This is a genomic window from Pseudooctadecabacter sp. (assembly GCF_020627745.1).
Taxonomy (GTDB): Bacteria; Pseudomonadota; Alphaproteobacteria; order Rhodobacterales; family Rhodobacteraceae; genus Octadecabacter.
Map to the genome: position 1 here is coordinate 152,291 of NZ_JAHDGE010000004.1, position 6,110 is coordinate 158,400.

General features: G+C 61.5%; 4 protein-coding genes, 1 tRNA gene and 2 riboswitches. Of the genes, 2 read left to right on the forward strand and 3 right to left on the reverse strand.

From position 1 onward, the window contains the following. Positions 1-6: 6 nt before the first annotated feature. Positions 7-948: a pirin family protein gene (locus QZ653_RS03425; RefSeq protein ID WP_296417592.1), complete on the reverse strand. Its 942-nt coding sequence runs from the start codon at positions 946-948 to the stop codon at positions 7-9. A gap of 189 nt (positions 949-1,137) precedes the next feature. Between QZ653_RS03425 and QZ653_RS03430 the strand changes: the two genes are divergently transcribed. Beyond that, on the forward strand, positions 1,138-3,300 hold the full coding sequence (locus tag QZ653_RS03430; RefSeq protein WP_296417594.1) for a DEAD/DEAH box helicase: 2,163 nt from the start codon (positions 1,138-1,140) through the stop codon (positions 3,298-3,300). Between the two features lie 270 nt (positions 3,301-3,570). On the opposite strand, the gene QZ653_RS03435 is transcribed toward QZ653_RS03430, so the two are convergent. Further along, a tRNA-Val gene (locus tag QZ653_RS03435) sits at positions 3,571-3,646 on the reverse strand. 87 nt (positions 3,647-3,733) lie between these two features. Then, the gene (locus QZ653_RS03440) at positions 3,734-4,294 is read right to left on the reverse strand and encodes a histidine phosphatase family protein (RefSeq protein ID WP_296417596.1); all 561 of its coding nucleotides are present in this window, start codon (positions 4,292-4,294) and stop codon (positions 3,734-3,736) included. A 100-nt stretch (positions 4,295-4,394) separates the two neighbouring features. Next, positions 4,395-4,484, forward strand: a riboswitch (glycine riboswitch). A gap of 1 nt (position 4,485) precedes the next feature. Continuing rightward, positions 4,486-4,578, forward strand: a riboswitch (glycine riboswitch). A gap of 58 nt (positions 4,579-4,636) precedes the next feature. Between QZ653_RS03440 and QZ653_RS03445 the strand changes: the two genes are divergently transcribed. Beyond that, positions 4,637-5,887: a D-amino acid dehydrogenase gene (locus tag QZ653_RS03445; RefSeq protein WP_296417598.1), complete on the forward strand. Its 1,251-nt coding sequence runs from the start codon at positions 4,637-4,639 to the stop codon at positions 5,885-5,887. Positions 5,888-6,110: the final 223 nt, after the last annotated feature.

Genomic DNA, 6,110 nt, shown 5'->3' on the forward strand with positions numbered 1-6,110 from the left:
ATTTTTTTAGTGCTTGTCGGGAAGCGGGATAAATTCCTCATCATCCCCCACGGGCAACTGAAACCGCCCATGGGCCCAGTCGCCAGCGCGCCACGCCTCTTTCGCGGCATCAATCTTGTCGCGGCTGGACGCCACAAAGTTCCACCAGATGTGCCGCGATCCATTTAACGTGGCCCCGCCGAGGATCATCACCCGCGCACCGGCCTCGCCCGCGATCATGCTGATCCTGTCGCCAGGCCGGAACACCATCATGCGCCCCGCCTCGAACGGCTCACCTGCGACCTCGACCGATCCGGTCAGCACATAAACACCGCGATCCTCATGATCGTCGGGCAAGGGAATAGTCGCGCCCGGTTGCAGCACCGCGTCGAGGTAGAACATCTCTGACGGGGTCTCAACGGGCGCTGTCTCTCCATAGGCGGAGCCCAGGATCAGACGCACCTCTTTGCCCTCGCCCTCCATCATCGGCAGATCGGCTGCGGCGGCATGGACGAAATCGGCGGGATCATCCTCTTTGTCCTCGGGCAATGCGATCCACGATTGTATCCCGAAAAGCGAATGGGGCTTTTCGCGCACAGCCCCATCGACCCGTTCGGAATGGGTGATCCCGTGACCGGCCACCATCAAATTCACATCCCCCGGTTCGATCCAGCTGTCTGTGCCCAGTGAGTCGCGGTGGTGAATGGCGCCGCGATGCAAATACGTGACCGTCGCCAGACCAATATGCGGATGCGGGCGCACGTCGATGCCCTGCCCGCTCAGAAACTCTGCCGGACCCATCTGGTCGAAAAAGATGAACGGCCCGACCATCTGGCGTTTGGGCGCAGGCAGCGCACGGCGGACCTCAAACCCGCCCAAATCCCGCGCACGGGGGACAATCACGGTTTCGATGGCATCCACGGCGTCGCCTTTGGGGCAATCGGGATCAAGGGCTGGGTTCCAGGACATGGGGTGTCTCCTATCTGTTCGGGCTTAAGGTAGGATAAGTGCGTCAGATGTCATACTCCCCACGCGCACTCACTATTTGTGCACGAACGCACCAACCACGCGTCACCCTATACAAGTGCACACCAAAGGCGTAAGGCCCCCTTCAACAGCGCAAACCCTGCGTCACACCCATCAGAACTGGACGATCCGTTGAAACACGCCCTCTCGCAGGCATTGGCCGCCAAAGGCTACGACACCCTGACCCCCGTACAAGAGGCCGTCAGCGACCCCGCTCTTGAAGGCCGCGACCTTCTGGTGTCGGCGCAAACCGGATCCGGCAAGACGCTGGGCTTTGGTCTGGCCATCGCGCCGCGTCTCTTTGGTGAGGATGAGGTTTTTGGCCAGGCCGACGCGCCCATGGCCCTCGTCATTGCGCCAACCCGCGAATTGGCCATGCAGGTGAAACGCGAACTGGCGTGGCTTTATGACAAGGCCGGTGCGGTCATCACATCGACGGTCGGCGGCATGGACATGCGCGACGAACGGCGGGCGCTGGCGCGCGGGGCCCATGTGGTTGTGGCGACACCGGGCCGTCTGCGCGATCACATCATGCGCGGGTCCATCGACCTGTCTGCCTTACGTGCCGTGGTGCTGGATGAGGCCGACGAAATGCTGGACCTTGGGTTCCGCGAGGACCTTGAATTTATTCTGGATGAGGCCCCCGCCGACCGCCAGACGCTGCTGTTCTCGGCCACCGTCCCTGCGGCCATCGCCAAGCTGGCGCAGCGCTACCAAAAAGACGCCGAACGCATCGCCACAACTACCGGCGAAAAGCAGCATGCCGACATCGACTACATGGCCTTCCGCGTGTCGCCCCGCGACAGCGAAAACGCCATCATCAACGTGTTGCGCTATTATGAAGCGCCCAACGCCATCGTCTTTTGCAACACCCGCGCCACCGTCAACCGGATGACCACGCGCCTGTCCAACCGCGGCTTTTCGGTTGTGGCGCTGTCGGGTGAGTTGACCCAATCGGAACGCACGAACGCCCTGCAAGCCATGCGCGATGGCCGTGCGCGGGTCTGTGTGGCCACAGACGTGGCTGCACGTGGCATTGACCTGCCCAATCTCGACTTGGTCATTCATGCGGAACTGCCCAGCAACCAAGACACGCTGCTGCACCGTTCCGGCCGGACCGGTCGCGCAGGCCGCAAGGGGGTCAGCGCGATGATCGTGCCGCCTGCGGTCCATAAGAAAGCCAACCGTTTGTTGGGCTGGGCGAAACTGACCGCCACTTGGGCGGAAGCCCCCTCAGCCGAAGCCGTAATTGCCCGCGATGAGGAACGCATGTTGACCGAGACCGACTGGTCGGCGGATGTGGACGGGTCCAGCGCGGACACCGTGGCGCAGCTGTCGTCGCAGTTCAGCACGCAGCAACTTGCGGCCGCCTACCTTCGGCTTTGGCGTGAAAAGCACACCGCCCCGGAGGAGCTGTCCGACGTTCATGAGCCTGCCAAACCGCGCCCGGCCTTTGGCCCCAGCGTCTGGTTTTCCCTGCCCGGCGGGCGCGATGCAGGGGCCGAGCCGCGCCGCTTGCTGCCGATGCTGTGCAAGATGGGCAACATCACCAAGGACGACATTGGCGCGATCCGCATCCAGAACACCGAAAGCTTCATTGAAGTACGGCAAGAGGCTGTGCCGACATTGATCGACGCTCTCGACGGCGACATGACGCTGGAAAACGGCGCGCCGCTGACACGGCTTGATAAGGCCCCGAACCTTGATCGTGGTCCGCGCCCTGCCCCCCGTGCTGATTCTAGGGGCAAGGACGGATTTGGCGGCAAGCCACGGCGCGAGGACGGCCCTGCGAAATCCTTCGACGGCCCCAAAGACAAATCCCGCCATAAGCCCAAAGGCACAACGACGCCGGTGGACTGGAACGACGAACCCGCGTCCAAGCCCAAAAAGCCAAAAGGCAAGCCGCCCCATAAGGCGGGCAAACCTGCGCATAAAGCCAAGGGTGGCCAGCCGTCTGATGACACGATCGAACCCTATAAGCCGCGCAAGCCACAGGGTGATAAGCCCTACAAAGGCAAAGGCGGCGACAAGCCTTATAAGGGCAAACCGGGTGACAAGCCCTATAAGGGCAAAGGCGGCAAACCAGACGGCAAGCCGGGTGACAAGCCGGCGGGCAAGCCAGGCGGGAAGCCCTTTAGCAAAAGCAACTCTGACCCCTCCAAACGCGCAACGCCCCCGGGTGGCGCGCGCAAGGGGCCACCGCCGCCCAAAGGCAAACCGTCCAGCAAGAAAAACCGTGCACGGACGGACGGCAAACCGGGCGGGATGACACCACCGCGTAAGCCACGAGGATAAAACAAAGGGTCCGCATTGCATGAGAGTGTGACGCGGGCTTTTTGATGGGCGGGGGTGGAGGTGCTGGGTGCGAAGAACGTTTGGAGAGCCGTAACTGCTGAGTGCGGCCACCTTTTTCTTTGAAAAAGGTTTTCCCGCACGCGTTCAAAAATCTTCGATTTGTTGAACGTGGTGGGTCGTGAGAGGCTCGAACTCCCGACACGGGGGCGGCTTGGCGCAGCCAAACGCACCTACAACGGATGTTAGAAACTGCAGCGGATCGAACGGGGATGGTGGGTCGTGAGAGGCTCGAACTCCCGACATCTTCGGTGTAAACGAAGCGCTCTACCAACTGAGCTAACGACCCGACAGGGGCGGATTTAGCGACACATCAGCGCCTTCGCAAGACGCCATTTGCCAAAATTCCGGAATTTTGGCCCTCGCCCCCAAAAAATCATTCAAGCAGCGTCTGAACACCGCCCGAGATGCGGTAAACGCAGCCCTGCCCACCATGCACCGACGGCTTGGCCAGTGCGCTTTCGCCCACCAGGATCAGCCGCAAAGCGCGGCTTGTGATGCCATGGGTGACGACGACGGCGGGACCGGTCAGGTCATTCAGAAACGCTTCTGCGCGGGCCTCCAGCGCATCAAACCCTTCGCCGTTGGGGGCCATGGCATATTGCTGCATGTAGGGATCGGGGCCGTCGGGCATGGGCAGGTCCCCCCGCAGGCGACCGGACCAATCGCCCACGCCGATTTCACGCAGACGGATGTCTGTATGGATGGCCTCCGCCAGCCGCCCGCAGGCGATGGCCGCCGTCTGCACCGCGCGCCCCGAGGGGCTGCACCAAAAGTCGAAACCCGCCAGATCAAGGCTGCGCAAGATCTCTCCCTGACGTGCGGCGTCCATTTCGCCCTTGGGCGTCAGGGGGGAATTCAGCCAGCCCTGCATGCGGTCTTCGGCGTTCCATTCGGTCTGGCCGTGGCGCAGGATATAAAGGTCGGGATAGGTCATGCCCCCTCCTACACCGGGTCCCATCCCAAGCAAACCTCATGATCTTGTGAAACCGAATTCAGTTGCGTTTCCGATCGGAAACGTGCATGAAATTCTTGCTATTCTCGCCCGCGGGAGAGCCCGGGGTCAGACCCGGCGCCGAAGGAGCAACGACCCGGAAACTCTCAGGCAAACGGACCGCGACGCGTTGGCAATCTGGAGAGTGATGCACCCACACGGTGCATCCACCGAAGGAGGAAGCCGCAGACCACCGCGGTGATGCTCTCAGGTCCACAGACAGATGGGTTCACCGCCGGCGCACATGCCGGTCAACCTTGTCTGGACGTGGAAAGGACCGCCTCCATGAAACATATCGCCGTCATCGGTGCTGGCATCACCGGCATCACCACCGCTTACGCCCTTCTCAACCGTGGGTTCGCCGTCACCGTTTTCGACCGCAACCGCTATGCCGCAATGGAAACCTCCTTTGCCAACGGCGGCCAGCTGAGCGCATCGAATGCCGAGGTCTGGACCCAGTGGTCGACCATCTTCAAAGGCCTCAAGTGGATGACCCAGCGTGGTGCGCCTTTGTTGGTGAACCCCAAACCGTCGTGGCACAAATATTCGTGGATGGCGGAATTCATGTCCAACATCCCCAACTACCGCGCCAACACCATTGAAACCGTGCGACTGGCGATCAAGGCGCGTGAGCATCTTAAGGCACATGCGGCGCGCGAGGGGTTCGATTTTGACTGCGAACAGCGCGGTATCCTGCATGTCTACAACTGCAAGCCCGACTTCGACCACGCCACCAAAGTTAACGCGCTGCTGGCCGAGGGCGGCCTTGAACGCCACGCTGTCACGGTCGATGAAATGCGCCAGATTGAACCGGCCCTGCAGGGCGATCTTTACGGTGGTTACTACACCGAGAGCGATTTTACCGGCGACATTCACGCCTATGCCAAAGGTCTGGGTGAGGCTTGCAAACGCCACGGCGCGCAGTTCCACTACGGGTCCGAGGTTGAAACCCTCACCAACCGCGACAGCGGTGTTGATATCGGCTGGACGACCGCCATGGGCAACGAAAGCGATCACTTCGACGGCGTGGTCATCTGTGCCGGTGTGCGCAGCCGTGCCCTGGCCGCTCAGGTGGGCGACCGCGTGAACATCTACCCCGTCAAAGGCTATTCGATCACCGTGAACATGACCGACGATGCCAGCCGCGACGCGGCCCCGTGGGTGTCGCTGCTGGACGACAAGGCCAAGATCGTGACCTCCCGTCTGGGGCCAGACCGGTTCCGCGTGGCGGGCACGGCGGAATTCAACGGCTTCAACCGCGACATCCGCAACGACCGTGTGGAGCCGCTGGTGAAATGGGTCGAAAACCTGTTTCCCGATGTCAGCACCGAACACGCCGTCCCATGGGCGGGCCTGCGGCCCATGATGCCCAACATGATGCCCCGCGTCGGCGCAGGCAAAGCGGGTGGTGTGTTCTACAACACCGGCCACGGCCATCTGGGCTGGACCCTGTCCGCCGCGACCGCCGAGTTGGTCGCGGATGAGGTCGCCGCGACCTTTGGGCAAACGCAATCAATCCGTGTTGCTGCGGAATAATGCAGAAAAACAAAAGGCTGGCCTGATTGGGGCCAGCCTTTGGAAAATGCTCAACACTGCCGGCGACGTCACGAATTTGGACGTGGGGCAACAAAATGCGTCTGTTTAACCTGTAGGAACTTGATCCGAGCGCGAACGCATTTTTTCAAAACGCCGCCTCGCGCGCTTTCAAAATCTTCGATTTTGGAATGATGGTGGGTGATAAGAGATTTGAACTCCTGAC